This window comes from Chimaeribacter arupi, assembly GCF_002858805.1.
In the GTDB taxonomy this organism is placed as follows: Bacteria; Pseudomonadota; Gammaproteobacteria; order Enterobacterales; family Enterobacteriaceae; genus Chimaeribacter; species Chimaeribacter arupi.
This window is the reverse complement of sequence record NZ_PJZI01000031.1, coordinates 1-25,795: the sequence shown is the minus strand read 5'-3', so window position 1 is coordinate 25,795 and position 25,795 is coordinate 1. Positions and strand designations below refer to the sequence as shown.

Annotated in this window: 22 protein-coding genes; 16 read left to right on the top strand and 6 right to left on the bottom strand. The window is 60.7% G+C overall.

From position 1 onward, the window contains the following. Window positions 1-27 precede the first annotated feature (27 nt). The 4 genes from aroQ to acuI form a co-directional block, all read right to left on the bottom strand. Window positions 28-480 (bottom strand): type II 3-dehydroquinate dehydratase, encoded by a 453-nt coding sequence (gene aroQ / locus CYR52_RS16825; RefSeq protein WP_072933401.1) that lies wholly within the window; start codon window positions 478-480, stop codon window positions 28-30. Between the two features lie 241 nt (window positions 481-721). Beyond that, window positions 722-1,324 carry a protein-methionine-sulfoxide reductase heme-binding subunit MsrQ gene (msrQ, locus tag CYR52_RS16820; protein ID WP_101828999.1) on the bottom strand — a complete coding sequence of 201 codons (603 nt, stop codon included), beginning with the start codon at window positions 1,322-1,324 and terminating at the stop codon, window positions 722-724. Continuing rightward, on the bottom strand, window positions 1,325-2,329 hold the full coding sequence (gene msrP, locus CYR52_RS16815; protein ID WP_072933405.1) for a protein-methionine-sulfoxide reductase catalytic subunit MsrP: 1,005 nt from the start codon (window positions 2,327-2,329) through the stop codon (window positions 1,325-1,327). A 136-nt stretch (window positions 2,330-2,465) separates the two neighbouring features. Then, window positions 2,466-3,446, bottom strand: a complete 981-nt coding sequence (acuI, locus tag CYR52_RS16810; protein WP_101828998.1) for an acrylyl-CoA reductase (NADPH) — start codon at window positions 3,444-3,446, stop codon at window positions 2,466-2,468. A 259-nt stretch (window positions 3,447-3,705) separates the two neighbouring features. Here acuI and csrD point away from each other — a divergent pair, with 259 nt between their 5' ends. The 8 genes from csrD (at window position 3,706) to tldD (ending at window position 16,237) form a co-directional block, all read left to right on the top strand. Further along, complete coding sequence (gene csrD / locus CYR52_RS16805) at window positions 3,706-5,625, top strand: RNase E specificity factor CsrD (protein WP_101828997.1); 1,920 nt, start codon at window positions 3,706-3,708, stop codon at window positions 5,623-5,625. Between the two features lie 346 nt (window positions 5,626-5,971). Further along, window positions 5,972-7,015 carry a rod shape-determining protein MreB gene (gene mreB / locus CYR52_RS16800; RefSeq protein ID WP_003855260.1) on the top strand — a complete coding sequence of 348 codons (1,044 nt, stop codon included), beginning with the start codon at window positions 5,972-5,974 and terminating at the stop codon, window positions 7,013-7,015. A gap of 200 nt (window positions 7,016-7,215) precedes the next feature. Further along, window positions 7,216-8,247, top strand: a complete 1,032-nt coding sequence (gene mreC, locus CYR52_RS16795; RefSeq protein ID WP_101828996.1) for a rod shape-determining protein MreC — start codon at window positions 7,216-7,218, stop codon at window positions 8,245-8,247. After that, window positions 8,244-8,732: a rod shape-determining protein MreD gene (mreD, locus tag CYR52_RS16790; RefSeq protein ID WP_072931658.1), complete on the top strand. Its 489-nt coding sequence runs from the start codon at window positions 8,244-8,246 to the stop codon at window positions 8,730-8,732. The genes mreC and mreD overlap by 4 nt, the downstream gene beginning before the upstream one ends. 8 nt (window positions 8,733-8,740) lie before the next feature. Beyond that, a complete protein-coding gene (locus CYR52_RS16785; protein ID WP_072931660.1) occupies window positions 8,741-9,334 on the top strand; it encodes a Maf family protein in 594 nt (197 codons plus the stop codon). Continuing rightward, window positions 9,324-10,793, top strand: coding sequence for a ribonuclease G (gene rng, locus CYR52_RS16780; protein WP_072931661.1), 1,470 nt, complete (start codon window positions 9,324-9,326; stop codon window positions 10,791-10,793). The genes CYR52_RS16785 and rng overlap by 11 nt, the downstream gene beginning before the upstream one ends. A gap of 114 nt (window positions 10,794-10,907) precedes the next feature. Beyond that, the gene (gene yhdP, locus CYR52_RS16775; RefSeq protein ID WP_101828995.1) at window positions 10,908-14,726 is read left to right on the top strand and encodes an AsmA2 domain-containing protein YhdP; all 3,819 of its coding nucleotides are present in this window, start codon (window positions 10,908-10,910) and stop codon (window positions 14,724-14,726) included. A gap of 65 nt (window positions 14,727-14,791) precedes the next feature. Then, the gene (gene tldD / locus CYR52_RS16770; RefSeq protein WP_101828994.1) at window positions 14,792-16,237 is read left to right on the top strand and encodes a metalloprotease TldD; all 1,446 of its coding nucleotides are present in this window, start codon (window positions 14,792-14,794) and stop codon (window positions 16,235-16,237) included. 58 nt (window positions 16,238-16,295) lie between these two features. On the opposite strand, the gene aaeR is transcribed toward tldD, so the two are convergent. Beyond that, entirely contained in the window at window positions 16,296-17,228 is a 933-nt protein-coding gene (aaeR, locus tag CYR52_RS16765; protein ID WP_072931667.1) for an HTH-type transcriptional activator AaeR, read from the bottom strand. Window positions 17,229-17,506: 278 nt separating this feature from the next. Here aaeR and aaeX point away from each other — a divergent pair, with 278 nt between their 5' ends. The 5 genes from aaeX (at window position 17,507) to CYR52_RS16740 (ending at window position 22,612) form a co-directional block, all read left to right on the top strand. Further along, entirely contained in the window at window positions 17,507-17,710 is a 204-nt protein-coding gene (gene aaeX, locus CYR52_RS16760; RefSeq protein WP_072931669.1) for a p-hydroxybenzoic acid efflux pump operon protein AaeX, read from the top strand. A gap of 7 nt (window positions 17,711-17,717) precedes the next feature. Beyond that, window positions 17,718-18,653, top strand: coding sequence for a p-hydroxybenzoic acid efflux pump subunit AaeA (gene aaeA / locus CYR52_RS16755; protein WP_072931671.1), 936 nt, complete (start codon window positions 17,718-17,720; stop codon window positions 18,651-18,653). A 9-nt stretch (window positions 18,654-18,662) separates the two neighbouring features. After that, window positions 18,663-20,630 carry a p-hydroxybenzoic acid efflux pump subunit AaeB gene (gene aaeB, locus CYR52_RS16750; RefSeq protein WP_072931672.1) on the top strand — a complete coding sequence of 656 codons (1,968 nt, stop codon included), beginning with the start codon at window positions 18,663-18,665 and terminating at the stop codon, window positions 20,628-20,630. A 189-nt stretch (window positions 20,631-20,819) separates the two neighbouring features. Then, a complete protein-coding gene (locus CYR52_RS16745) occupies window positions 20,820-22,277 on the top strand; it encodes an NAD-dependent succinate-semialdehyde dehydrogenase (protein ID WP_101828993.1) in 1,458 nt (485 codons plus the stop codon). Between the two features lie 65 nt (window positions 22,278-22,342). Then, complete coding sequence (locus CYR52_RS16740; protein WP_072931676.1) at window positions 22,343-22,612, top strand: barstar family protein; 270 nt, start codon at window positions 22,343-22,345, stop codon at window positions 22,610-22,612. Between the two features lie 96 nt (window positions 22,613-22,708). On the opposite strand, the gene yjgA is transcribed toward CYR52_RS16740, so the two are convergent. Further along, entirely contained in the window at window positions 22,709-23,260 is a 552-nt protein-coding gene (yjgA, locus tag CYR52_RS16735) for a ribosome biogenesis factor YjgA (RefSeq protein ID WP_072931678.1), read from the bottom strand. Between the two features lie 286 nt (window positions 23,261-23,546). On the opposite strand from yjgA, the gene pmbA reads away from it, so the two are divergent. From pmbA to CYR52_RS16720, 3 genes are all read left to right on the top strand, one after another. Next, window positions 23,547-24,887, top strand: coding sequence for a metalloprotease PmbA (gene pmbA, locus CYR52_RS16730; RefSeq protein WP_072931681.1), 1,341 nt, complete (start codon window positions 23,547-23,549; stop codon window positions 24,885-24,887). A 238-nt stretch (window positions 24,888-25,125) separates the two neighbouring features. Continuing rightward, on the top strand, window positions 25,126-25,485 hold the full coding sequence (locus tag CYR52_RS16725) for a glycine dehydrogenase (protein ID WP_420912795.1): 360 nt from the start codon (window positions 25,126-25,128) through the stop codon (window positions 25,483-25,485). An 18-nt stretch (window positions 25,486-25,503) separates the two neighbouring features. Beyond that, window positions 25,504-25,795, top strand: a 292-nt coding sequence (locus tag CYR52_RS16720; protein WP_101828992.1) for an SFCGS family glycine-rich protein, incomplete at its 3' end; no start/stop codon positions are given.

Below are 25,795 nucleotides of genomic sequence, written 5' to 3'. Positions count from 1 at the left end.
TGTGATTCCGTACTCTTTTTGCTTGATTTAATTGGATTGTGACAAGCGGCGCGCCGCTGCCTGTAATGCAAAGGTATAACCGTCAGCCCCCAGTCCGCAGATGACGCCGACGGCAATATCAGAAAGATAGGAGTGGTGGCGGAACGGCTCCCTGGCGTGCACATTGGAGAGGTGGATCTCGATAAACGGGATCGCCACCCCCAACAGGGCATCGCGCAGGGCCACGCTGGTGTGCGTGAACGCCGCCGGGTTAATCAGGATAAAATCCGTGTTGCCACGCGCCTGATGGATGCGATCAATCAGGGCATGTTCCGCATTGGATTGCAGGTGACTCAGGGCAAGGCCCAATTCACTGGCCTGGGTTTCCAGACGGCTGACAATCTCCGGCAACGTCGTGTGCCCATACTTCTCCGGCTCGCGTGAACCCAGCAGGTTCAGGTTGGGGCCATTGAGAAGCAAGATATGAAACTTGTCTGCCATCGTGCGCCTATCTCCGTCAATTTGACCTGTATTGTAGAAAATAACCCGATGTCATCGTTTTGTCACCTTTTTAGCGGCCAATCGCCTGCGCAGTAACCGCTAAAGTGGGGCATTATAATGATATCGTGGCAAATCGCAGCTAAATACTGGTCTTATCAGCGAAGATAATCAACCCTTTATCGATATTAAACACTGTTTTGGCCCTTATTATGTGGCGCAGAACACAGAACGTTCAGGGGCGTTAACGCCACCATTGCCTGACCTTTTTGTAACGGAATGCCAGCAAAATCGCAGCAAAAACGGCGTAAATCACCGGTTGCGGCGACAGGGTTTTCACTGACCAGAGGTAATGGATGGGCGCGAGGATCGCGACCAGATAGATGACGTTATGCAGCCGTTGCCAGTTTTTCCCCAACCGGCGCTGCGCGCCCAGCGTCGAGGTGGCGGCCAGCGACAGCAACATCAGCCAGCTCAGGATGCCGAGCGTCAGGTAAGGGCGGGAGACAAGTTCACTGCCCAGCAGGCCCAGGTTATTGATGCCGAGTTCCAGGAACGAATAGCTCAACAGGTGCAGCGAGGCCCACGCAAAGCACCACAGCCCGATCAGGCGGCGCACGCGGATCAGCAGCGGCTGTTTCCCGTAGCGCGCCAGCGGGGTGATAAGCAGGCCGGCGAACAGCCATTTCAACGCCGTCCGCCCGGTAAAGTGCTGGATATCTTTGGCCGGGTCGGCGCTGAAACCGCCCTGGCTCACCGACCAGACCAGCCACACCAGCGGCAGTATCCCCGCCAGATGGAGCAGCACTTTCAGGCCGGTAATCTGTTTTGCCGTCAGCCGCTTCACTCAGAAGTTCTCCCGTAAATCGAGGCCCTTATAGAGCGACGCCACCTGATCGCCATAGCCGTTGAACAGCAGGGTCGGCTGGCGTTTCACGTCCAGAATGCCGCCGCTGCCAATCGCACGCTCCGTGGCCTGTGACCAGCGCGGGTGGTCAACATGCGGGTTCACGTTGGCGTAAAAGCCATATTCATCCGGCGCGGAAAGGTTCCAGGTGGTAGGCGGCTGGTCGCGGGTCAGGCGGATATTCACGATCGACTTAATCCCTTTAAAGCCATATTTCCATGGCGTAATCAGGCGGATTGGCGCACCGTTCTGCGGCGGCAGCGTTTTGCCGTACACACCTACGGTGAGCAGGGTGAGCGGGTTCATCGCCTCATCCAGCCGCAGCCCCTCCACATAGGGGTAAGCCAGCCCGCCGCCAATAAAGCGATCTTTCTGGCCGGGCATATGCTCCGGGTCATACAGCGTCTGGAACGCCACATAGCGCGCGTTGCCGGTCGGCTCCACGGCGTTAATCAGCTTGCCCAGCTCAAAACCTATCCACGGCACCACCATCGACCACGCCTCTACACAGCGCAGGCGGTAGATGCGCTCCTCAAGCGGAAAACGTTTCAGCAGGTCATCCATGCTGAACGTGACCGGTTTGGCGACCTCGCCGTCGATGCGGATTTTCCAGTCGGCGGTTTGCAGTGTCCCGGCGTTGGCGGCCGGGTCGGACTTATCCAGGCCGAACTCGTAATAGTTGTTGTAGCCGGTGACTTTGTCTTCCGGCGTCAGCGGCCAGCCCGGCTGGTACGCGGCCGGTTTGCTGAAATCCAGCGGCTTGCCGGGCGGGGCCTTGGGGGCCTCGCTGCCTTTCAGCCAGGAGAGGATGTCAGCACGGGCGGCGGCAGGCAGCGCCAGTGAGGCAGCGGAGATGCCGAGCGCCTGCATGATCCGGCGTCGGTCCTGCATAAACAGGCTTTCAGGGGTAACGTCAGCCTCGGTAAGTTTGCGTGGCTTGCGCATAGGGGCGGTCTCCGGGAGAAGCAGGGGCCAGAACGGCGGGCAATGGCTCTATTATTGCTGTTCACCGCCATTCTGACAGTCAATCCTGCCATTTGTTACACATTATCGCGCAGGTTGACAATGTTGTTACCGGACTTTACCCACCAATACGCACCAGCGTGCGGCCGGTGATGCGGTTGTCCATCAGCGCGGCAGCGGCCTCCGGCACCTCTTCCAGGCTGATTTCCGTGGCGGCCTGCTCATAGAAGCGGGCAGGGAGCAGGCCGGCGAGCCGTTCCCAGGCTGCCTGGCGGCGATGCAGCGGCGCGCGCACCGAGTCAATGCCCTGCAACCGGACATTGCGCAGGATAAACGGCATCACCGTGGTCGGCAGCAGGTAACCGCCGGCCAGCCCGCAGGCGGCCACCACGCCGTTATAGTTCATCTGCGCCAGCACGTTGGCGAGCAGGCGATCGCCCACGGTGTCAATGGCCCCAGCCCAGCGCTGCGTCTCCAGCGGCCGCGCCGTTTCAAAGAACTCCTCACGCGGCAGGATATGCGCCGCACCGAGGTCACGCAGGTATGGGTGGGTATGCGGGCGGCCGCTGACTGCCGACACCCGGTAGCCCTGCTGGGCGAGGATCGCCACCGCCGTGCTGCCGACGCCGCCGCTGGCCCCAGTGACCAGCACCTCGCCGCTCTGCGGGGCCACGCCGCCCTCCTCAAGCGCCATCACGCAGAGCATCGCCGTCAGCCCCGCAGTGCCGATGATCATACTCTGGCGGGCCGACAGGGCAGGCGGCAACGCCACCAGCCAGTCCGCGTTGACCCGCGCCCGCTCCGCCAGCCCGCCCCAGTGGGTTTCACCCACACCCCAGCCGGTAAGCACCACCTGCTGGCCGGGGCGGAAACGGTAGTCTTTGCTGTCAACTACGGTGCCGGCGAAATCGATGCCCGGCACCATCGGGAAGTTGCGCACAATTTTGCCCTTGCCGGTGATCGCCAGCGCATCTTTATAGTTCAGCCCAGACCAGCCGACTTCTACCGTTACGTCGCCGTCCGGCAGCCGATCGGGGGCGATCTCCTGTATCTCTGCGGCGATCCGGCCTTCATGTTGCTCGAGCAAAAGCGCTTTCATAGAACCTCTCTATATAAAAGATGAATTATTTGGGAACTGTGTTGTCTTTCTATGAATATAAACGCCCCGTTACGGGAACAGGATGCGGCAGAACAAAAAACGCCGTAAACCCTGTTTTTTTCCGATATGCCGCTATCCGTAGAATAGCGAGGCCGGCAGGCGGGTTTAACGCCGTTTACTCCAGGCTTTTCTATTTTATAGTAGCGTGCCGACACGGGAGGCCGTCCTTTTACTCAACCATGTTGCGCAAGGCACAGGGATGCGATTCACGACCAAACTTTCAGCCTTTATTACCCTGCTGGTGGCGCTGGCCATGCTGTTGATGCTGCTGGGATGCGCATTCAGCTTTTTCAATCTCAGCCATCAGCGGATGCATGACCGCCTCGCCACACTCGCCACCACCTTTGACCAGGCGCTGCTGAGCCAGCCGCCCGGCACGGTGCGTAACTGGCTGCCGCTGGCGATGCGTACGGTGGGGGTGTCTGAGGTGAATGTGGTCAACGGCCACAGCCTTTTCTACCATCTGGCGCTGCCGCCTGACAGCACCCATCCGCGCCTGCCCACCGAGTACCGTGACATCACGCTGCCTTTATTGCAGCACCCCGGCTCGTCTATCCGCCTGACCTACCTCGACCCGATTGCCGGTTACACCCACTCTCTGCGCACGTCGCTGCCCATCAGCCTGGCTATCCTGGCCATGATTGGGGTGATGGGGCTGAGTTACCGCTGGCTGACGCGGCAGATTGCCGGTTATGAACGGCTGGAGGCGCGGGCGCGGCAGATTTTGCGCGGTGAGCGCCACAATGTGGGGCAGGGCGACATCCGCGAATGGCCGCCTGCCGCCAGCAGTGCGCTGGACAGGCTGCTGCGGGAACTGCGCGAAGCCCAGGAGGAGCGCGGCCGGGTAGACACGCTGATCCGCACCTTTGCTGCACAGGATGCAGGCACCGGCCTCAATAACCGGCTCTTTTTTGACAACCAGCTCACCACGCAACTGGAAGATGCCGGGGCCTATGGCGTGGTGATGCTGATCCGCCTGCCGGATATCGACACCCTGCGCGATGTGCATGGCCGCCCGGCGGTGCAGGAGCTGCTGAACGCCGTCGCCAACCTGCTTTCTACCTTTGTGATGCGCTACCCGGCGGCGCTGCTGGCGCGCTATTTCGCCAGTGATTTCGCGGTGTTGCTGCCGCACAGCACGCTGAAAGAGGCGGATGTGATCGCCGGGCAACTGGTGAATGCGGTGGGCGCCTTGCCGAACCAGCCAATTGATCTGGAGGCGCTGCTCTCTATCGGCATCAGCACTTACCGTTACGGCCAGTCGCCGGAGCAGGTGATGGATAACGCCGAACAGGCCGCCAGGCTGGCCTCGTTGCAGGGCAGCAACGGCTGGGTCGTGCATGACAGCCAGGTGCCGGAGCGCGGGCGCGGCAGCGTCCGCTGGCGGACCCTGCTGGAGCACACGCTGGCGCGCGACGGGCTGCGGCTCTACCAGAAACCCGCCCTGACCCGCGACGGCCGCCGGCACCATGTTGAGATCCTGCGCCGCATTTTTGACGGCGAGCAGGAGTTACCGGCGGCGGAGTTTATCCCGTTCGCCATGCTGTTTGGCCTGGCGCAGCGTTATGACCGCCAGACGCTGACGCAGATCCTGCCGCTGCTGGCGGAGTGGCCGGACGACGCGCTGGCGTTTCCGCTGACGGTGGATGCGCTGTTGCAGCGGCCGTTCCAGCAATGGCTGCGCGATACGTTGCTGCAATCTGAAAAAAACCAGCGCCGGCGAATTATGATTGAACTTGCAGAGGCGGATCTCTGTCAACATATCGACCGTTTACGGCCGGTGCTGCGGTTACTGCATGGGTTAGGGTGCCGGCTGGTGGTGGCGCAGGCGGGGCTGACGGTGGTCAGCACCACCTATATCAAATCGTTACCGGTGGAGCTGGTTAAACTTCACCCCGGCCTGGTGCGCAGCATTGACCGGCGGGTCGAAAACCAGTTGTTTGTCCAGAGCCTGGTCAACGCCTGCGACGGCACTCAGGTGCAGGTATTTGCCGCGGGGGTGAGGACCGCCGAGGAGTGGCAAACCCTGAAAGAGAAAGGCGTGCACGGCGGGCAGGGGGATTATTTTGCGTTACCGGCGCTTGTTGAAAGAAGCAACAAAAAATATTCCCATAACTGATAGCAATACGCTGATCCATTGGGTCGAATTGACGTAGAATGAGCCAGCCCGCTGGCAGGGGTGTTGGTGAGTCCTTACCAACATTCTGAAGCGGGGAAAATGTATGTGTGTGTAATGTAGCTATGTATGTGTGATGTGCGCGCCTTTATAACGTGCCAGAAGAAGACTCTGCAAGCGGTGCCGAAAAATCAGGGCAGCCCTTGTTTTATGGCCGATAAATTGTCAACATCGCAGACTATTTTTTCACCGGAGCAGACTGTTTATGCGCCTTGTCGCTGCTTCGCGTGGTTGGTAAAGTAGGCGGATTTTATTTTCCGCCCCCAGCTTGCAGGATTATCCTTTCGTTATGTTTAAGAAATTCCGTGGCATGTTTTCCAATGACTTGTCCATCGACCTGGGTACGGCCAATACCCTGATCTATGTTAAAGGGCAAGGCATTGTATTGAATGAACCGTCGGTGGTTGCCATTCGCCAGGATCGTGCCGGTTCCCCTAAGAGCGTTGCGGCGGTGGGACATGACGCCAAACAGATGCTGGGGCGTACGCCCGGCAACATCGCGGCTATCCGCCCGATGAAAGACGGCGTGATTGCTGACTTCTTTGTGACTGAAAAAATGCTTCAGCACTTCATCAAACAGGTCCACAGCAACAGCTTTATGCGCCCAAGCCCGCGTGTGCTGGTGTGCGTGCCGGTTGGCGCGACCCAGGTTGAACGCCGGGCAATCCGTGAGTCCGCGCAGGGCGCAGGCGCACGTGAAGTCTTCCTGATTGAAGAACCGATGGCCGCGGCAATCGGCGCCGGCCTGCCGGTGTCTGAAGCGACCGGCTCCATGGTGGTGGATATTGGTGGCGGTACCACCGAAGTGGCCGTGATCTCCCTGAACGGCGTGGTCTACTCTTCTTCTGTCCGTATCGGCGGTGACCGTTTTGACGAAGCCATCATTAATTATGTGCGCCGTAACTACGGCTCGCTGATTGGTGAAGCGACCGCAGAGCGCATCAAACACGAAATCGGCTCCGCCTACCCAGGTGACGAAGTGCGCGAAATTGAAGTGCGCGGCCGTAACCTGGCTGAGGGTGTGCCGCGCGGCTTTACCCTGAACTCCAACGAGATCCTCGAAGCGTTGCAGGAGCCGCTGACCGGCATCGTCAGCGCGGTGATGGTGGCGCTGGAGCAGTGCCCGCCGGAACTCGCCTCGGACATCTCCGAGCGCGGCATGGTACTGACCGGCGGCGGCGCGCTGCTGCGTAACCTCGACCGCCTGCTGATGGAAGAGACGGGCATCCCGGTGGTCGTGGCAGAAGATCCGCTGACCTGTGTTGCCCGTGGCGGCGGCAAGGCGCTGGAGATGATCGACATGCACGGCGGCGATTTGTTCAGCGAAGAGTAATCCGCGCAACATCTCATCAGCCCTGGGAAGGGGTGGCGCACATCGCGGTGCGCAAGCATGAACCGCTGTGTCACGGCATTAAGGGCGTACCCACGCAGGGTGCGCCGGCCTGCCCGGTTTGGTTGACCTGCGTGCCGGGCGTGAACGGCTTTCACGCCATGTGGCTACCCCCTTCTGTCGTCGAGGAATCCGCATAATTTATGAAGCCGATTTTTAGCAGGGGGCCTTCCCTGCAATTACGTCTCTTTTTGGCTATTGTCGCGGCGATTGCCCTGATTATCGCCGACAGCCGTCTCGGTACCTTCATGAAGATCCGTACCTATATGGATACGGCCGTCAGTCCCTTCTATTTCCTGTCTAATGGCCCGCGCAAACTGCTCGACAGCGTCTCTGACACGCTGGCGACCCGCCAGCAGCTCGAGCTGGAAAACCGTGCGCTCCGCCAGGAGCTGCTGCTGAAAAACAGCGATCAACTGCTGCTTGGCCAGTTCAAGCAGGAAAATGCCCGCCTGCGTGAATTGCTGGGGTCACCCCTGCGCCAGGACGAGCAGAAGATGGTCACGCAGGTGATCTCTACCGGCACCGACCCGTACAGCGACCAGGTGGTTATCGACAAGGGCTCTGAAAACGGCGTCTATGAAGGCCAGCCGGTGATCAGTGACAAGGGCGTGGTCGGGCAGGTGGTGGCGGTGGCGCAATTCACCAGCCGCGTGTTGCTTATCTGCGATGCATCCCACGCGTTGCCGATTCAGGTGCTGCGTAATGACATCCGGGTGATTGCCGCAGGCAGCGGCTGTACCGATGACCTTCAGCTTGAGCACCTGCCGAGCAACACGGACATCCGTGTCGGCGATGTGCTGGTGACCTCCGGCCTCGGCGGCCGCTTCCCGGAAGGGTATCCGGTGGCAGTGGTCTCCTCGGTGAAAGTGGACAACCAGCGCGCCTACACGGTTATCCAGGCCCGCCCGACGGCCGGCCTGCAACGTTTGCGCTATCTGCTGCTGCTGTGGGGGTCTGACCGTAACGGGGACATGCCCCTGCCGCCGGACGAAGTGCACCGCGTCGCCAATGAACGCCTGATGCAGATGATGCCGCAGGTATTGCCGCGCGCCAATGAGATGGGGCCACCCGCCCCGGCTCCGGCCCCGGCGACTAATGCTGTACCGGCAAACGGTGCTGCCCCGGTTAACGGTGCGGCACCGGCTTCGCCGGCCAGGGGGACACAGCCATGAACCGCTACCGCAGCCACGGGCGCTGGATAATCTGGATCTCGTTCTTTATTGCCATGTTGCTGCAAATTATGCCCTGGCCTGAACAGATCTACATGTTCCGGCCCTCGTGGCTGACGCTGCTGCTCATTTACTGGGTGATGGCGCTGCCGCACCGGGTGAATGTCGGTACCGGCTTTATCCTCGGCCTGCTCAATGACCTGATCCTCGGCTCCACGCTTGGGGTCAGGGCGCTGGCGCTGGGCATCATCGCTTATCTGGTGGCCTTCAAATTCCAGCTGTTCCGCAACATGGCATTATGGCAACAAGCGCTGATTGTGATGCTGCTCTCGCTGGCGATGCACGTTGTGGTGTTCTGGGCTGAATTTTTAGTGATAAATGTGTCGTTCCGACCGGAAGTATTCTGGAGTAGTGTGATTGACGGCATCCTGTGGCCGTGGCTGTTCCTGTTGATGCGTAAAATCCGCCGTCAATTTGCCGTACAATGAGGACCAAGATGACTTCGCTCTATCTGGCTTCCGCCTCCCCGCGGCGGCATGAATTGCTCTCCCTGCTGGAGATCCCGTTCGAACGTATTGTGGCGGACGTGGAAGAGGTGCGCCGTCCGGAAGAGACGCCGGAAGGCTATGTACGGCGGCTGGCACAGGACAAGGCGCTGGCCGGGGTGGCCGCTGCCCCGCAGGATTTGCCGGTCCTCGGTTCTGATACTATCGTGGTATTAGAGGGGCAGGTGCTGGAGAAGCCGCGTGACGCGGAGCACGCCGCAGAGATGTTGCAGGCGCTGTCCGGCAGGCAGCACCAGGTGATGACCGCGGTGGCGATAGCCGACCGGGGCGATCTGCTCTGCACGCTGGTGACGACGGAGGTCACTTTCCGCGTACTCTCCTCAGACGAGATTCAACACTATATCGCCGGTGGCGAACCCTTTGACAAGGCGGGTGCGTATGGCATCCAGGGCAAAGGCGGCTGTTTTGTGCGGGAGATCCGCGGCAGCTACCCGGCCGTGGTCGGGTTGCCGCTGGTGGAGACACAGGAGCTGTACAGCCAGTTTATGGCTGTCCGCAAGGTAAGGAGAGACCATGACCGCTGAATTACTGGTAAACATCACCCCCTCAGAGACACGGGTCGCCTATATTGACGGCGGCATTCTGCAAGAGATCCACATCGAGCGCGAAGCCAAACGCGGCATCGCCGGCAACATCTACAAGGGCCGCGTCAGCCGTGTGTTGCCGGGGATGCAGGCCGCCTTTGTGGACATCGGCCTCGACAAGGCCGCCTTCCTCCACGCCTCCGACATCATGCCGCACACCGAATGCGTGGCCGGGGACGAGCGCAAAAATTTCCACGTGCGTGACATCGCCGAGCTGGTGCGCCAGGGGCAGGACTTAATGGTGCAGGTGGTGAAAGACCCGCTCGGCACCAAGGGCGCGCGCCTCACCACCGACATCACCCTGCCGTCGCGTTACCTGGTGTTTATGCCGGGCGCGGCGCATGTCGGCGTGTCACAGCGCATCGCCAGTGAGGCGGAGCGTGATCGCCTGAAGAAAATCGTTTCCGCGTACTGTGACGATCTGGGCGGCTTTATTATCCGCACCGCCGCCGAAGGGGTAGGGGCGGAGGAGCTGTCCCAGGACGCCGCCTTCCTCAAACGCCTCTGGACGAAAGTCACCGAGCGCAAAAAACGCAATGTCACCAAGTGCAAGCTGTATGGTGAAGTGGCGCTGGCGCAGCGCATCCTGCGTGATTTCGCCGGCGCAGCGCTGGATCGCATCCGCGTCGATTCCCGCCTGACCTACGAATTGTTGCTGGAGTTCACCGGCGAATATATGCCGGAACTCACCAGCAAGCTGGAGCACTACACCGGCAAGCAGCCAATTTTCGATCTCTACGATGTGGAAAACGAGATCCAGCGGGCGCTGGAGCGCAAAGTCGAACTGAAATCGGGCGGCTACCTGATTATCGACCAGACCGAGGCGATGACCACCATCGACATCAACACCGGGGCATTTGTCGGCCACCGCAACCTTGATGAAACCATCTTCAACACCAACGTCGAAGCGACGCAGGCCATCGCCCGCCAGTTAAGGCTGCGTAACCTCGGCGGCATTATCATCATCGACTTTATCGACATGAGCAACGAGGACCACCGCCGCCGCGTGCTGCATTCGCTGGAGCAGGCACTGAGCAAAGACCGGGTGAAAACCAGCATCAATGGTTTCTCCCAGCTCGGCCTGGTGGAGATGACCCGCAAACGCACGCGTGAAAGCGTGGAACATGTGCTCTGTCATGATTGTCCAACCTGTCATGGCCGCGGCACGCTGAAAACGGTGGAAACGGTCTGTTATGAGATCCTGCGCGAAATTGTGCGCGTGCATCATGCGTATGATGCTGACCGTTTCCTGGTCTACGCCTCGCAGGCGGTGGGCGAAGCGCTGAAAGGCGAAGAGTCCCATGCGCTGGCGGAAGTGGAAATTTTCGTCGGCAAACAGGTCAAAGTGCAGATCGAGCCGCTCTATAACCAGGAACAATTTGACGTCGTCATGATGTAACCTGGCCGGCGGCACGAGGCTGCCGGCATGTTGTCGCCCCTGCGTCACGCATGGCTGTAAATTAATTTGATGTCGTATCCCGTACTGATGACAACGGGATGAAAGGAGAAACGCGTGAGGCGAGTGCCGGGTATTCTGTTAACCACCTGCGCCACCATTATTGTGATGGTGGCGTTGTTGATCAGTGGGTTACGGTTGGCGCTGCCGAAGCTGGACACGTTCCGCCCGCAATTGCTGAGCAAAATCGAGGCGGTGAGCGGGGTACCGGTCAGGGTAGAAAAGTTAACCGGCCGTTGGGAAACCTTCGGCCCGACGCTGGAAGTCAACGGCTTACAGGCGCGGCTGCCGGATTCCACCTGGCAGCTGGAGCGCGTCACGCTGGCGCTGGATGTCTGGCAATCGCTGTTGCACTGGCGCTGGCAGTTCCGCGACCTTACCTTCTATAACCTCCAGCTCGACCTGGATTCCACCCTCGGCGGCCGCGACCACCAGGGCAGCTCGGTGGAACCCAATGAAATCAGTAACCTTTTCCTCAAGCAGGTTGACCACTTTGACCTGCGCAACAGCCGCATCTCGTTCCTGACGCCTTCCGGCCCGCGCGCGGTGTTTGACATCCCGCAACTCACCTGGCTTAACAGCGACAACCGCCACCGCGCGGAGGGGCAGCTCAGCCTCTCAACCTTTACCGGCCAGCATGGCGTGGTGCAACTGCGCATGGACCTGCACGACAGCCAGGGGCTGCTGAACAACGGCACAGTCTATCTGCAGGCGGACGATGTGGATCTCAAGCCGTGGCTGGGGCGCTGGCTGCGCCGCAACACCGGCCTGCAAACCGGCAACGTCAGCCTGGCGGCCTGGTTGCAGGTGCAGAACGGCGAAATTGCCGGGGGCGATGCGCGGGTACGGCAGGGCGAGGCGCGCTGGAACATCGACGGCCAGCCGCACCGGCTCGAGGTGGCGGATCTCTCCCTCCATGCGAAACGGCAGGGGCGCGGCTGGCAATTTGATGTGCCGCAACTGGCGTTGCAGACCGACGGCCAACCGTGGCCGCGCGGCGGCATCTCTGCGTTGTGGCTGCCGGAAAACACCGATTTCCTCGGCCCGAATCAACGCGAAGAGTTACGCCTGCGCACCCGCCATATCCGCATTGAGCGCCTCGGGCCGCTGTTGCCGATGGTGGCGTTCCTCTCCCCCAATCTGCTGGACCGCTGGAATGACCTGAAACCCGCCGGGCATATCGATGCGCTGGCGCTCGACATCCCGCTCAAGCAGCCGGAACTGACCCGTTTCCAGGCGAAATGGCATGACGTCAGCTGGCAGCACTGGAAAGTGTTACCGGGCGTCAGCCATTTCGCCGGGACGCTGAGCGGCAGCGTGCCGCAGGGGCGGCTGGATCTGGACCTCAACGAGAGCGTGTTGCCGTATGGCGAGATGTTCCGCGCGCCGCTGGAAGTGCACCGCGCGCAGGGGGCGATTGGCTGGGTCAACAACAGCGACCGGCTGGAACTCTGGGGGCGCGGGCTGGACGTGCAGGCGCGCTCGCTGTGGGCCACCGGTGATTTCGACTATATGCAGCCGGCCAACGGTACGCCGTGGCTGTCGATTCTCTCCGGTATCCGGTTGTATGACGCCGGTGACGCCTGGCGCTACTTCCCGGAACCGCTGATGGGCACCCATCTGGTGGATTACCTGAGCGGGGCGATCCAGGGCGGGCAGGTGGAGAACGCCACGCTGGTCTACGCCGGGAACCCGCACCTGTTCCCTTACAAACACAATGACGGCCAGTTCCAGGTTTATGTGCCGCTGCGCGCGTCCACCTTCCGCTTCCAGCCGGGCTGGCCGGCGTTGCAGGATCTGGACATCGACCTCAACTTCCTCAACGACGGCCTGTTTATGAAAGCGGCCCATACCACGCTGGGGCAGGTGCAGGGCAATAATGTGGTGGCCGCAATCCCGGATTACCTGAAACAGAAGCTGCTGGTGGATGCCGATATCCGGGGTGCGGGTAAAGAAGTGGGAAATTACTTCAACCAGACCCCCCTGAAAGGCTCGCTGGGGGCCGCGCTGGATGAATTGCAGATCGGCGGCGATGTCAGTGGGCGCTTACATCTCGATATTCCGTTGAACGGCCAGCAGGTCAGGGCCAGCGGTGATGTGCAACTGGCGGATAACAGCCTGCTGATTAAACCGCTGAACACCACCATCAAGCACCTGAACGGCCGCTTCCGCTATGACAACGGCAACCTGCAAAGCGAACCGATGCAGGGTAACTGGCTGGGGCAACCGCTGGCGGTGGATTTCTCCACCCAGGAGCAGCCGCAGAGTATGGGCATCAAGGTGAATCTGTCCGGTGACTGGCAACCCGCCAGGCTGCCGGGCTTACCGGCGGCGGCTATTCCGGCCCTGGGCGGCAGCGCAGCCTGGAAAAGCCAGGTCGGCATTACCCTGCCGCACCAGGGCAAGCCGGAGTATGACGTAGAGGCCAGCGTGGATCTAAAAGCAGTAAGCAGTCACTTACCCGCGCCGCTGGCCAAAACCGCCGGTGAGCCGCTGCTGCTGACTGCCAGGGCGAAAGGTGGGCTGAAAAGCTTTAACCTGACCGGGCGCGTCGGCAAAGAGAACGCCTTTAACAGCCGCTGGCTGCTGGGGGACGCACTGACCCTTGACCGCGCCGCCTGGCAGCGCCACAGCGCCACCCCACCCCCGCTGCCTGCCGACAGCAGCCTGACGCTCGACCTCCCGGCGCTGGATGGCGAAAGCTGGCTGGCGCTGCTGTCACCGGCGCAGGCTATCCCGGCAGCGGCCAATGCCGCCCCGGCGCTGGCGTTCCATTTCCCGAAACTGGTCACCCTGACCACCCCGGTGCTGGAGGCCGGCGGGCAGAGCTGGCATAACGTCGCGGTGAACACCACCCAACAAGCGGGCGGGATGCAGGCGCAGGTACACGCGGATGAAGCGGACGGCACCCTGAAGATGGCGGAAAGTGCGCCGTGGCAGGCGGATATCCGCTACCTTTATTATAATCCGCAGTTCGCCGCGGCCACCGGCGAGCGCGCCTCCGGCACCGGCAGCAATCCGTTCGGCGAAAACATCTCCTTCCGCAACTGGCCATCGGTGATGCTGCGCTGCCGGAGCTGCTGGTTCTACGGCCAGAACGTGGGCCGGGTGGAGGCGGATGTCACGCCGCAGGGCGACACCCTTACGCTGCGTAACGGGCTGGTGGACACCGGCAAAATGCGCCTGACGGTGGACGGCCAGTGGCAACAGGGAAGCGCCGGATCGCGTACCGGGCTGAAAGGGACATTGCAGGGCGAGAAAATTGATGAAGCCGCCGCCTGGCTTGGCCTCTCTACCCCGCTGAAAGCCGCGCCGTTCAATGTGGCGTTTGATCTGCACTGGCAGGGCGAACCGTGGAAACCGTCCATCCCGACGCTGAACGGCACGCTAAACAGCGCGCTGGGCAAAGGGGAAATCGCCGATCTCGGCGGCGGCCGCGCCGGGCAATTGCTGCGGCTGATCAGTTTCGATGCCCTGCTGCGCAAGTTGCAGCTTGATTTTAGTGACACCTTCGGTAAAGGTTTCTATTTCGACTCCATTAAATCCACTATCTGGATCAAGGATGGCGTGCTGCACACGGATGACCTGCTGGTGGATGGGCTGGCCGCTGACATCGCCATGAACGGGCAGGTGGATCTGGTGCGCCGGCAGATTGAGATGGAAGCGGTGATCGCGCCGGAAATCTCCGCCACGGTGGGGGTGGCCACCGCGTTTGTGATAAACCCGGTGATTGGCGCGGCGGTGTTTGCCGCCACCAAAGCGCTGGCACCGCTCTGGAACAAAATCTCCCTGATCCGTTACCACATCAGTGGTAACTTGGATCAACCCAAGATTAATGAGGTGTTGCGCGAGCCGAAAGCGGCCGGGGCGAAGTAGCCGGGCGCAACATCCCCGAATCCGGTGCGCCGCACCGGAACCCTATAACAATGAGTGAAGATACTATGAGCCTGGCCTTTGCTAGTGAGCAGTTACTTACTGCGAACAACCTTACGCACCAAGACCTTTCCTCGGTATTGGGTCAACTGGCTGAGCGTCGCCTCGACTATGCCGACCTCTATTTCCAGTCCAGTTACCATGAAGCCTGGGTGATTGAAGACAGCATCATCAAAGACGGCTCCTACAACATCGACCAGGGTGTCGGCGTGCGCGCCGTCAGCGGTGAGAAAACCGGCTTCGCCTACGCCGACCAACTGACGCTGAACGCGCTGAACCTGAGCGCCCAGGCGGCACGTAACATCGTGCGTGAGAACGGCAGCGGCAAAATTCATACGCTGGGCGCCGTCAACCACACTGCGCTTTACCCGCTGCTCGACCCGCTGCAAAGCCTGCCGCGTGAAGAGAAAATCGCCCTGCTGCACCGGGTGGACAAGGCGGCGCGCGCCGCTGACCGCCGCGTGCAGGAAGTCAGCGCCAGCCTGACCGGCGTGTATGAAACCGTGCTGGTGGCGGCCACCGACGGCACGCTGGCGGCGGACGTGCGCCCGCTGGTGCGGCTCTCCGTGAGTGTGCTGGTGGAAGAGGACGGCAAACGCGAGCGCGGCTCCAGCGGCGGCGGCGGGCGTTTCGGTTATGACTTCTTCCTGCAGAACGAAAACGGCGAAGTGCGGGCGGAAGCCTGGGCGCGCGAAGCGGTGCGTATGGCGCTGGTGAACCTCTCCGCCGTCGCGGCCCCGGCCGGGGCGATGCCGGTAGTGCTCGGCGCAGGCTGGCCGGGCGTGCTGCTGCATGAGGCGGTCGGCCACGGCCTGGAAGGGGACTTCAACCGTCGCGGCACCTCGGTATTCAGCGGCCAGATGGGCGAGCTGGTGGCCTCTGAACTCTGCACCGTGGTGGATGACGGCACCCTCCAGGGGCTGCGCGGCTCGCTGGCGATTGACGACGAAGGCGTGCCGGGCCAGTACAACGTGCTGATCGAGAACGGCATCCTGAAAGGCTACATGCAGGACAAACTCAACGCGCGCCTGATGGGTGTGGCCCCGACCGGCAACGGCCGCCGTGAGTCCTACGCGCACCTGCCGATGCCGCGCATGACCAACACCTACATGCTGGCCGGGCAGTCCACGCCGGAAGAGATCATCAGCAGCGTGGAGTATGGCCTCTATGCGCCGAACTTCGGCGGCGGCCAGGTGGACATCACCTCCGGCAAGTTCGTGTTCTCCACCTCAGAAGCCTACCTGATTGAGAAAGGGCGCATCACCAAACCGGTGAAGGGCGCGACGCTGATCGGCTCCGGCATCGAGGCGATGCAACAGATTTCGATGGTCGGCAACGATCTGGCGCTCGACAAGGGCGTCGGCGTCTGCGGCAAAGAGGGGCAGAGCCTGCCGGTGGGCGTTGGCCAGCCGACGCTGAAACTCAACACCCTCACCGTCGGCGGCACCGCGTAATCCTGTCTTCTGATACACACAGACTGCCCGCGCCTGCGGGCAGTCTGCTTTCCGGCCTTCACTCCTCGAGCGGCTTCTGCTCACGGTACTGCTTGAACAGCGTCCCGACCTGGTTGAAATACTCCGTCAGGTAGTTGATGCACACCTGCACTTTCAGCGGCAGCTTGTCTTTTTCGGTATAGAGCGCGTACACCGGGCGCGGGTCAGAGTGGTAGCGGGCAAACAGGATCTCCACCTCACCGGCGTTAATCTCATCAATAATCCACATCAGCGGCACATAGGCGATGCCCGCCCCGGCCTTGAGCCAGCGGATCATGGTCTGCGAGTCATTGGTGACAAAACGCCCGTGCGGGCTGAGGCGGGTGGTGATCCCTTCCGGGGCGATCAGTTCGAATTCGCTGTCGGGCCGCACGCTGTATTCCAGCCAGGAGAAATTGACGATGTCGGCCGGTTTCTCCGGCGTGCCGTGCTGGTTCAGGTAGCTGCGCGCGGCGCACACCACCATCGGCATGGAGCCCAGGCGTTTTGAGAACAGGCTGGAGTCCTGCAACGCACCGACGCGGATCACCACGTCCAGCCCGTCGGCAATCAAATCCGGCGCGGGGATGCCGGTCACCAGGTTTACTGTCAGGCCGGGGTATTCGCGCATCATGTCGGCGGTCATGTTCGCCAGCACATTCTGCGCCATGGTCGAGGAGCTGCCGATGCGCAGCGTGCCGGTCGGGGTGTTGTTGAAGGCGTAAAGCTGCTCATGCACCTCCAGCACATCCTGCAACATACGGCGGCAGCCCTGATAGTAAATCTTCCCTGCCTCGGTCAGGCCGATACTGCGGGTGCTGCGGTTCAGCAGTTTCACCTGCAACTCATTCTCCAGTTTGGAGACGGTCTGGCTGATGGAGGAGACACTCATTTCCAGCTGGCGCGCCGCGGCGGTAAACGAGCCGCACTCCACTACTTTGGCAAACACGGACATGCGCTTGAGTCGTTCCATTATTCACTCTGGCTTAAAAGTGATTTAGATCACATAAGGTAGATAGACTGATAACAACAACGCTACCATAGTCCCACGGGTGAAGTGCCTTTGATTGGGCGAATCTGTAGTCAATCAATTCTCCTCGCGACACCTCCGCACTGCTTTCAGCTTACTTTTTCTTAACGCCTTCCTGCGCTTCCCCAGTGGAAGGTGCCGGATATTGCCTAAAATAGCTGAAGCACCGGCGCGGTATGGTGAGGTATTAGCCCGGCAGAGTAAACAATAAGGAATAAATGATGAGTTTGCTTCCGGTAATGGTGATTTTCGGATTATCGTTTCCCCCGGTTTTTTTCGAAATACTCGCCGCCCTGGCGCTGTTTTTCATTCTGCGGCGGCTGCTGCAACCCACCGGGATCTATGATTTTGTCTGGCACCCTGCACTGTTCAATACAGCGCTGTACTGCTGTCTGTTCTATCTGATTTCTTGTCTCTTTGTCTGAGGTCGCTGTGAAAACCCTTTCTATAAAAATAATTCGTATTGCGATCACCCTGCTGTTGGTCATCCTCGCGGCCATCGCGATTTTCCGCGCCTGGGTGTTCTATACCGAATCGCCGTGGACGCGCGATGCCAAATTCACCGCCGATGTGGTGGGGATTGCACCGGACGTCACCGGGCTGATTACCGATGTGCCGGTGAAAGATAACCAGCTGGTGAAAGCCGGGCAGATCCTGTTCACCGTCGACAAGCCGCGTTACCAGCAGGCGCTGGAAGAGGCCGAAGCCGACGTGGCCTACTACCAGGCGCTGGCGGCGGAGAAGAAACGTGAGGCGGGCCGCCGCGTGCGTCTGGGTGTCCAGGCGATGTCGCAGGAGGAGATTGACCAGTCCAACAACTCGCTGCAAACCGCCCAGCACCAGCTGGCGAAAGCGGTGGCGGCACGCGATCTGGCGAAGCTTGACCTGGAACGTACTGACGTGAAAGCGCCGGCGGACGGCTGGGTCACCAACCTGAACGTGCACGGTGGGGACTACATCACCCGCGGCTCGACTGCCGTGGCGCTGGTGAAGAAAAACACCTTCTACATTCTGGCCTACATGGAAGAGACCAAGCTGCCGCAGGTGAATATCGGTGACCGCGTGGAGATCACCCCGCTCGGCAGTAACCGCATCATGCACGGCACCGTGGACAGCATCGCCGCCGGGGTCAATAACAGCAGCAGCACGCCGGACAGCAAAGGCATGGCGACCGTGGACTCCAACCTGGAGTGGGTACGCCTGGCGCAGCGCGTGCCGGTGCGCATCCGGCTGGATGCCGCTGACCAGGCGCACCCGTACCCGGCGGGCACCACGGCCACGGTGGTGATAACCGGTACCAATGACCGTGACGTGACCACGGAGTCGCCGTTTGTGCAGTTCCTGCACCGTTTGCGCGAGTTCGGCTAAGGGGCAGCGATGAAAAGCCTCAACGTTGAGTTTCCCTTTCCGCGGATGCGGTTTGCGCTCAAGCTCACTTTTGCCATTCTGTTTGCGCTGATCCTCGGCTTCCATCTGGAGCTGGTGACGCCGCGCTGGTCAGCGATGACCGCCGCGATCGTGGTGGCCGGCCCGGCGTTTGTCGCCGGCGGCGAGCCGTTCTCCGGCGCCATCCGCCACCGCGGCTGGCTGCGGATCATCGGCACCTTTATCGGCTGCCTGGCGGCGCTGGTGATCATGATCGCCACCATCCGCGCGCCGGTGGTGATGCTGCTGCTCTGCTGCATCTGGGCCGGTTTCTGTACCTGGTGGTCCTCACTGGTGCGGGTGGAAAACTCCTATGCGCTGGGGCTGGCCGGTTATACCGCGCTGATTATCGTCGTCACCTCTGCCAATACCCCGCTGCAAACCCCGCAGTTCGCTGTGGAGCGGTGCAGTGAAATTGTGCTGGGGATCGTCAGTGCCGTGATCGCCGATCTGCTGTTCTCGCCGCGCTCCATCAAAGCGGACATCGACCGGTTGGTGGAGAAACTGCTGGTGGACCAATACCGGCTGATGCAGCTCTGCCTCGGTTCTGCCGAACGGGAAACCGTGGACAAAGCCTGGGGCGATCTGGTGAAAAACACCAATGCCCTGAACGGGATGCGCAACCACCTGATGATGGAATCCTCCCGCTGGGGGCGCGCCAACCGGCGGCTGCGGGCGTTGCATACCCTGTCGCTGACGCTTATCACCCAGGCGTGCGAAACCTATTTCATCCTGCTGAACCACCCGGAAGAGATCTCCGCCAGTGTGCGCAGCCTGTTTGATGAACCGGCCGACACCCTGCCGGAGGTGCATAAGCGGATGAAAGTGCTGCGCCACCTGCTGACAAACAACGCCAGCGCGCCGGTCACCGTCACCAGTTGGGTCGGGGCCGCCTCGCGCTATCTGTTGCTGGCAAAAGGCGTGCGCACCAACAGCAGCATCAACAATGTGGAAGAGGGCGTGCTGAGCGATGAAGTGGTGATCAAAACCCCTTCCGCCGAGCGTTACCACGCGATGATCAACGGCCTGCGCACCTTTGCGGCCACTGCCGCGGGCAGCCTGATCTGGCTCTGGACCGGCTGGACGTCCGGCAGCGGCTTTATGGTCATCATCGGCGTGGTCACCGCCCTGGCGATGCGCACCCCGAACCCGCGCATGATGGCGATGGATTTCGTGCTGGGCATGATGGTGGCGATCCCGGTCGGCTCGCTCTACTTTATGCTGATCCTGCCCGCCACCCAGCAGAGCGTATTGCTGCTCTGCCTGTGCCTTGGCGTGCTGACCTTTATCTGCGGCATTGAAGTGCAGAAGCGGCGGCTCGGCACCCTGGGCCTGCTGGCGGGCAGCATCAACATCCTGGTGCTGAGCAACCCGATGACGTTCAACGTCACCAGCTTCCTCGATAACGCCACCGGCCAGTTTATCGGTGCCGGGGTGGCGCTGGTGGTGATCCTGCTGATCCGCGATAAATCCAAAGAGCGTACCGGCCGCACGCTGCTGAACCGGCTGATGAGCAGCGCGGTGTCGGCGTTGACCACCAAGGCGTCACGCCGCCGTGAAAACCATTTACCGGCGCTCTATCAGCAGCTTAACCAGTTGCTGGTGATGTTCCCGAATGACATCGCCAAATACCGGCTGGCGCTGACGCTGATCATCGCGCACCAGCGGATGCGGCAGGCGGAAATCCCGGTGAATGAGGAGCTCTCGGCGTTCCATAAGCAGATCCGCAACACTGCCGACCATGTGGTTACCGCCACCAATGACGTCAAGCGCCGCTACTACTACGACCGGTTGCTGAAAGAGCTGAATGAGTACCAGCAAAAACTGGTGCACTACCAGGCTCCGCGCCACGTCACCGAACCGGTGAAGCGGCTGGCAGACATGCTGCACAAATATGAAAATGCGCTGCTCAGCGCGTGATAACCAAGCCAGACGCCGGTCTGGCTTTTTTTTGCCCGCCTTTTGCGATGAAGCAATAACTGGATGATATTAAAGGCAATGATGGCTGAATTGGCGCGTCATCTCCATGCCATGAGAAACCGCTATACTTAGCTGGACTGCTTTATTTTTCACGCGGCGCTGAGGCCGTGTGTGCATCAGGAGAAGAGTATGGCGCGCTATGACAGCCTGAAAAAAAACGACTTATTCAAAACCGGCTACTTTGTGGCGGGCGTCTGGCAGCAGGCCGGTGAGACCTTTGAGGTGCAGGACCCGGCTACCGGTGAGGTCATCGCCAATGTGGCGAAAGCCGGTGAAGCGGAAACCAACGCCGCGATTGCCGCCGCCGCGGAGGCCTTCCCGGCCTGGCGCAGCAAAACCGCCAAAGAACGCTCGGAAATCCTTTACCGCTGGTATCAGCTGATTCAGGAAAACAAACCTTTCCTGGGCGAGCTGATGGTGGCGGAGCAGGGCAAACCGCTGAAAGAGGCGCTGGGCGAAGTGGACTACGCCGCCAGTTACATCCAGTGGTTTGCCGAAGAGGCGAAACGTGCCAACGGCGAGATTATCCCCGGCACCAAACCCGGCGCGCGCATTCTGGCAACCCGTGAGCCGATTGGCGTGGTCGCCGCCATCACCCCGTGGAATTTCCCGTTGGCGATGCTGACGCGCAAACTCGGCCCGGCGCTGGCGGCGGGCTGTACCGGCCTGATTAAACCGGCCAACAATACGCCGCTCTCTGCCTTTGCGTTGCTGGAACTGGCAGACCGCGCCGGGGTGCCGAAAGGGGTGCTGAACGGTGTGGCAGGTGACACCCATGCCATCAGCGACGCCATCATGGCCAGCAAAACCGTGCGTAAAATCTCCTTCACCGGCTCCACGGAAGTGGGCAAAACGCTGGTCCGCAACGCGGCAGAGACCATGAAAAAAGTCTCGATGGAGCTGGGCGGCAATGCGCCTTACATCGTGTTTGAGGATGCCGACCTGGAACTGGCGGTGCAGGGGGCGATCGCCAACAAATTCCGCAACAGCGGGCAGGTCTGCGTCGCCACCAACCGCTTCTATATCCAGGACGGCATCTATGATGAATTCGTCAGCCGCCTCGCGGAGGCAGTGAAAAAGCTCAAAGTCGGCAACGGCATGGACGAAGGCGTGGTGGTCGGCCCGCTGATTGAGCCGAAAGGGGTTGAAAAGGTGGAACAGCACGTCAGCGACGCGTTGGGCAAAGGCGCGCGGGTCATCACCGGCGGCGAGCGCCACGCGCTGGGCGGCAACTTCTACCAGCCCACGGTGCTGGCGGATGTCACCGACGAGATGCAGGTGGCCCACGAAGAGACATTCGGCCCGCTGGCGGCCTGCCTGCGCTTCAGTACGGAAGAGGAGGTTATCCGCCGCGCCAATGCCAGCGAGTTCGGGCTGGCGGCTTACTTCTATACCCAGAACCTGCAACGGGTGTTCCGCGTGTCGCAGGCGCTGGAGAGCGGCATGATCGGCATCAACGAGTGCTCCGTCTCCACTGAGCTCGGCCCGTTTGGCGGCGTGAAGGAGTCCGGGCTGGGGCGTGAAGGCTCGGTGCTGGGCCTGGAAGAGTACCTGGAAGTCAAAACCCTGCACCTCGGCAATCTCTGACGGGGGCGGGTGAACCGGCCTGACGTGCGGTAACGGTAAACATTTCATCAGGATGGAGTAAGTGCATGGGGAAAGTGGTTTTCGACTTTAATCAGATACCGGATCTGCCCCGGTTTTACGGCGAATTTGCGCGGGAGTTTGCGCTGGGCGACGGTTTTGGGGCAAATCTGGATGCGCTGTGGGATGTGGTGACAGGCCGCCTTGGGCTGCCGGTAGAGATTGAGTTCGTCAACCTGAATGCACGCAAAAAGCGACGCTTCGGCGCGCTGGTGCTGTTGTTTGAAGAGGCGGAGGAAGAGCTGGAAGGCGGGCTGCGTTTTAACATTCGTCAGTAAGCGCACCGCCGATCATTGCGCCGCCGGAAAGCCGGCGGCCGGGCCAGCCACAGGGCGAGTTCCTCTCCCCCCGGCTGGCAGATCCCGGCGTGGGGATTACTGATCTTTGGCTTCAGCCAGTTCGCGCAGGTACTGGAAAATCTGGCGGAATGCTTTCGGCGGCTTGTTGGCAGCTTTCTCTTTCTGGGCGTTACGCACCAGCGCCCGCAACTGCTGGCGGTCAGCGTCCGGGTAGAGCGCCAGGACGTCCGGCACGGCGTCGTCACCCTCTTCAACCAGGCGATCACGCAGCGTTTCCAGTTTATGGAACAGGGAAACCTGCTGGTTATGGCGGTTTTTCAGCTTGTCGAGGGCGGTCTGGATCGGCTCCGGATCGCGGGCGCGCAGCATTTTGCCGATCAGCTGCAACTGGCGGCGGCGGCCCTCTTTTTTGATGCGTTGTGCCAGTTCAATCGCGGCGCGCAGGTCTTCATCCAGCGGGATTTTGTCGAGCGCGTTTTTGCCGAGCTCCATCAGCTCTGCGCCCAGATCTTTCAGCGCTTCGGCATCACGTTTAATTTCGCTTTTGCTGACCCAGATAATCTCGTCGTCTTCTTCGTTTTCATTCTCAGGGACGTCGTCGAGCCAGTCTTCGTGTGGTTTGTTCATGGGGACTCCAAAAAAAGAGGCTAATCCTATCAGGTTGTCGGCGTGGATCGCCAGCGACAGCCGGGTTTAGCAGCAAAGATCGCGCCCGCAGCCCGGTTATTATGGCGCAAGGCTGCGCGGATTGTGGGCAAAGATGCCCGGCGGATTGGCGGCCGCCATCAATTTATGTGAATCTCTGTTAGACTCAAGCCTATCAATCAGGTGTAAAACGCCGTGGACGTGGAGCGGGAACCCAGGCGAACCCAGCCGGTTTCCGGACGATTATCTCATTAATTATGGCAGATCGATGAAAGTAGTCACTCAAGTTGCAGAGCAACGTAAAACGCTGGAACAGGCGGTCGCCCGCGCCCTGGAACTGGCGCAGGCCGGGGCCGATCAGGCCGAAGTGGCCGTCAGTAAATCCACCGGGATCAGTGTCAGCACCCGGTTTGGCGACGTGGAGAACGTGGAGTTCAACAGCGATGGCGCGCTGGGCATCACGGTGTACTGGCAGAACCGCAAGGGCAGTGCCTCCTCCACCGATCTCAGCCCGGAGGCCATCAGCCGCACGGTGCAGGCAGCGCTGGACATCGCCCGCTACACCTCGCCGGACCCGTACGCTGGGGCCGCCGACCCGGAACTGCTGGCCTTTGAGGCCCCGGATCTCGATCTGTTCCACCCGACCGAGCTGGACGCCGAGCGCGCCATTGAGCTGGCGGCACGGGCAGAACAGGCGGCGCTTTCCGCTGACAAACGCATCACCAACAGTGAAGGCGGCAGCTTCAACAGCCACGTCGGCATCAAGGTGTTCGGCAACAGCCACGGCATGTTGCAGAGCTACTGCTCCAGCCGCCATTCGATGTCGAGCTGCGTGATTGCCGAGCACAACGGCGACATGGAGCGCGACTACGCCTACACCATCGGCCGCGCGATTGACGATCTGCAAAGCCCGGAGTGGGTCGGGGAAGAGTGCGCCCGCCGCACGCTCTCCCGCCTGTCGCCGCGCAAACTACAGACCATGAAAGCGCCGGTGCTGTTTGCCTCCGAAGTGGCGACCGGCCTGTTCGGCCACCTGGTCGGCGCCATCAGCGGCGGCAGCATCTACCGCAAATCGAGCTTCCTGCTCGACAGCCTGGGCAAACAGATCCTGCCGGAGTGGCTGACGATTGAGGAGCACCCGCACCTGTTGAAGGGGCTGGCCTCCACGCCGTTCGACAGCGAGGGGGTCCGCACCCAGCGCCGTGACATCGTGAAAGACGGTATCCTGCAAACCTGGCTGATGACCAGCTACTCAGCGCGCAAACTCGGCCTGAAAAGCACCGGCCACGCGGGCGGCATCCATAACTGGCGTATTGCCGGGCAGGGGCACGACTTCACCGCCATGCTGAAACAGCTCGGCACCGGCCTGATGGTCACGGAACTGATGGGCCAGGGCGTCAGCGGCGTCACCGGTGACTATTCGCGCGGTGCGTCCGGCTTCTGGGTAGAGAACGGCGAGATCCAGTACCCGGTCAGCGAGATAACCATTGCCGGTAACCTGAAAGAGATGCTGCGCAATATCGTCAGCGTCGGCAGTGACATCGAAACCCGCAGCAACATCCAGTGCGGCTCCGTGCTGTTGCCGGAAATGAAAATCGCCGGCGAATAAGCCTTCCCCACCTTCCTTTAAAAACGGCCCCGTAGTGGGCCGTTTTTCTTTCTGTTTTTCTTCCTGTTTTTATTTTCCGTTCCCCCCTATTTTTCATTTAATCCGACTGTTTTGCGAATTGGATCTTTTCTGCCTATTTCATTTCCAGTTTGAACTGGAAAAAGTGCGTCTACACAGCGTGCCCGGCTGCGCGTAGGGTATTCCCATTACCCGTAAATAACCGGCAGGGAGACGCGCCGTGAATAATGGAACCGCACCGGGGCATCACGCCGTCAGGGTGGATACCGAAATGGCTGATAACCGGACGGAAGAGGTATTGGCCGAAATAATGGGGTTATTGCGCCGCCAGGCCATTTACCCAAATGCCGTACAGCAACAGATGCTGGATTCCCATATCCGCGCCATGGTGTTGCGCTCTTTTACCGGGGAGCCGTTGCCGGAAGTGGACAAAGATCTGTTTGAGGATATTTCCGCAGAGTCGATGGCGCTGGCGGAACAGGTCATCGGGAGCGTCGGTAATTTGCCGATTGAAGAGGCGTATTTGCTCTCGGTGCATTTTGAAGTCGCAAAAGAAAATACCCACGATAACGACATGTAACCAGATAAGGGGATAACAATGGATATTACCGTAGTGATTGGTGACCGGCTGGGCAAAGGGCAGAAAGTCGCGCAGGGCGTGGAAGCCGCGGGCGGCCGGGCGGTGGTGGTGCCGGGCATGGCGGCGGATATGCGGCTGGGCGATGTGATGAAAGCAGAAGGCGCAACCTTCGGCATCTCATTTTGCGGCAGCGGCGGGGCCGGGGCGATTACCGCACAAAATAAATATGGTTATAAAGCCAAACACGGAATGCGTTCGGTGGATGAGGGTGTCACGGCCATTAATGAAGGCTGCACGGTATTAGGATTCG

Excerpts from the sequence above, each read along its gene's own strand:
- rng (WP_072931661.1), top strand. The coding sequence starts at position 9,324 with ATGACCGCTGAATTACTGGTAAACATCACCCCCTCAGAGACACGGGTC.
- CYR52_RS16785 (WP_072931660.1), top strand. The coding sequence starts at position 8,741 with ATGACTTCGCTCTATCTGGCTTCCGCCTCCCCGCGGCGGCATGAATTG.
- aaeR (WP_072931667.1), bottom strand. The coding sequence starts at position 17,228 with ATGGAACGACTCAAGCGCATGTCCGTGTTTGCCAAAGTAGTGGAGTGC.
- mreB (WP_003855260.1), top strand. The coding sequence starts at position 5,972 with ATGTTTAAGAAATTCCGTGGCATGTTTTCCAATGACTTGTCCATCGAC.
- tldD (WP_101828994.1), top strand. The coding sequence starts at position 14,792 with ATGAGCCTGGCCTTTGCTAGTGAGCAGTTACTTACTGCGAACAACCTT.
- CYR52_RS16740 (WP_072931676.1), top strand. The coding sequence starts at position 22,343 with ATGGGGAAAGTGGTTTTCGACTTTAATCAGATACCGGATCTGCCCCGG.
- acuI (WP_101828998.1), bottom strand. The coding sequence starts at position 3,446 with ATGAAAGCGCTTTTGCTCGAGCAACATGAAGGCCGGATCGCCGCAGAG.
- csrD (WP_101828997.1), top strand. The coding sequence starts at position 3,706 with ATGCGATTCACGACCAAACTTTCAGCCTTTATTACCCTGCTGGTGGCG.
- mreC (WP_101828996.1), top strand. The coding sequence starts at position 7,216 with ATGAAGCCGATTTTTAGCAGGGGGCCTTCCCTGCAATTACGTCTCTTT.
- msrP (WP_072933405.1), bottom strand. The coding sequence starts at position 2,329 with ATGCGCAAGCCACGCAAACTTACCGAGGCTGACGTTACCCCTGAAAGC.
- aaeB (WP_072931672.1), top strand. The coding sequence starts at position 18,663 with ATGAAAAGCCTCAACGTTGAGTTTCCCTTTCCGCGGATGCGGTTTGCG.
- yjgA (WP_072931678.1), bottom strand. The coding sequence starts at position 23,260 with ATGAACAAACCACACGAAGACTGGCTCGACGACGTCCCTGAGAATGAA.
- pmbA (WP_072931681.1), top strand. The coding sequence starts at position 23,547 with ATGAAAGTAGTCACTCAAGTTGCAGAGCAACGTAAAACGCTGGAACAG.
- aaeX (WP_072931669.1), top strand. The coding sequence starts at position 17,507 with ATGAGTTTGCTTCCGGTAATGGTGATTTTCGGATTATCGTTTCCCCCG.
- CYR52_RS16745 (WP_101828993.1), top strand. The coding sequence starts at position 20,820 with ATGGCGCGCTATGACAGCCTGAAAAAAAACGACTTATTCAAAACCGGC.
- mreD (WP_072931658.1), top strand. The coding sequence starts at position 8,244 with ATGAACCGCTACCGCAGCCACGGGCGCTGGATAATCTGGATCTCGTTC.
- aroQ (WP_072933401.1), bottom strand. The coding sequence starts at position 480 with ATGGCAGACAAGTTTCATATCTTGCTTCTCAATGGCCCCAACCTGAAC.